This window comes from Rhodococcus sp. CX (assembly GCF_015865005.1).
GTDB lineage: Bacteria > Actinomycetota > Actinomycetes > Mycobacteriales > Mycobacteriaceae > Rhodococcus.
Genome location: NZ_JADZGH010000204.1, coordinates 959 through 2,040, shown reverse-complemented (window position 1 = coordinate 2,040; position 1,082 = coordinate 959). Strand labels below are relative to the sequence as shown.

The following is a 1,082-nucleotide window of genomic DNA, read 5'->3' as shown; positions in this document are numbered from 1 at the left end:
GCCGGATTCGACGGTGAGATCGTCCTGGTCGGTGCGGAGCCGCACCTGCCCTACGACCGCCCGCCGCTGTCGAAGGACGTGATCCGCGGCGAACGCGAGGACACGACGCTGCGGCCGCGCGAGTTCTTCGACGAGCAGCGCATCGACCTGCGGCTCGGCGTCGCGGTGGAGTCGCTCGACGACGCCGCGCGCACCGTCGCGCTGGCCGACGGCACCTCGCTCGGCTACGACGAGCTGGTCGTCGCGACGGGTCTGCGTCCCCGCCGCATCCCCGGCCTGCCCGAGCTCGCCGGAGTGCACGTGCTGCGGTCCGTCGAGGACAGTGTGGGTCTGCGCGCCGACATCCGCCCCGGCGGCACGGCCCTGATCGTCGGCGCCGGTTTCATCGGCTGCGAGGTCGCGGCGAGCCTGCGGGCGTGCGGCATGGACGTCGTGCTCGTGGAGCCGCAGCCCACACCGCTCGCGTCGGTGCTCGGTGCCGAGGTCGGCGGGTTCGTCGAGCGCCTGCACACCGCCGAGGGTGTGGACGTGCGCTCCGGGGTCGGGCTCACCGAGCTGCGCGGCGACGACCGGGTCACCGGCGCGGTCCTCGGGGACGGCACCGAGGTCGCGGTGGACCTGGTGGTCCTCGGTATCGGATCGGTCCCGGTCACCGAGTGGCTGGACGGTTCGGGTGTGACCGTCGACAACGGCGTGGTGTGCGACATCGTGGGCCGCACCTCCGCCGATCACGTGTGGGCGGTCGGCGACGTCGCGTCCTGGCAGCTGCCCGAGGGCGGCCGGAAGCGGGTCGAGCACTGGACGAGCGCAGGGGAGCAGGCCGCCGTGCTCGCGAAGGCGCTGCTCGGCGCCGACGGCGACCGGGCTGCTCAGGTCCCGTACTTCTGGAGCGACCAGTACGACGTGAAGATCCAGGGTCTGGGCGCGGTGTCGGCTCAGGACACCGTGCACGTGGTGCACGACGACGGCCGTAAGTTCCTCGTCTACTACGAGCGGGACGGCCGACTCGTCGGGGTGGTCGGCGGTGGTCTGCCGGCCCGGGTGATGAAGACGCGCGCGAAGATCGCGGCGGGTGCTCCGAT

1 protein-coding gene is annotated in these 1,082 nt (G+C 72.8%); it reads left to right on the top strand.

The features are described 5' to 3' along the window. The coding region (locus tag I0Q12_RS22115) for an NAD(P)/FAD-dependent oxidoreductase (RefSeq protein ID WP_197254759.1) at nucleotides 1–1,082 on the top strand (1,082 nt) is incomplete at both ends.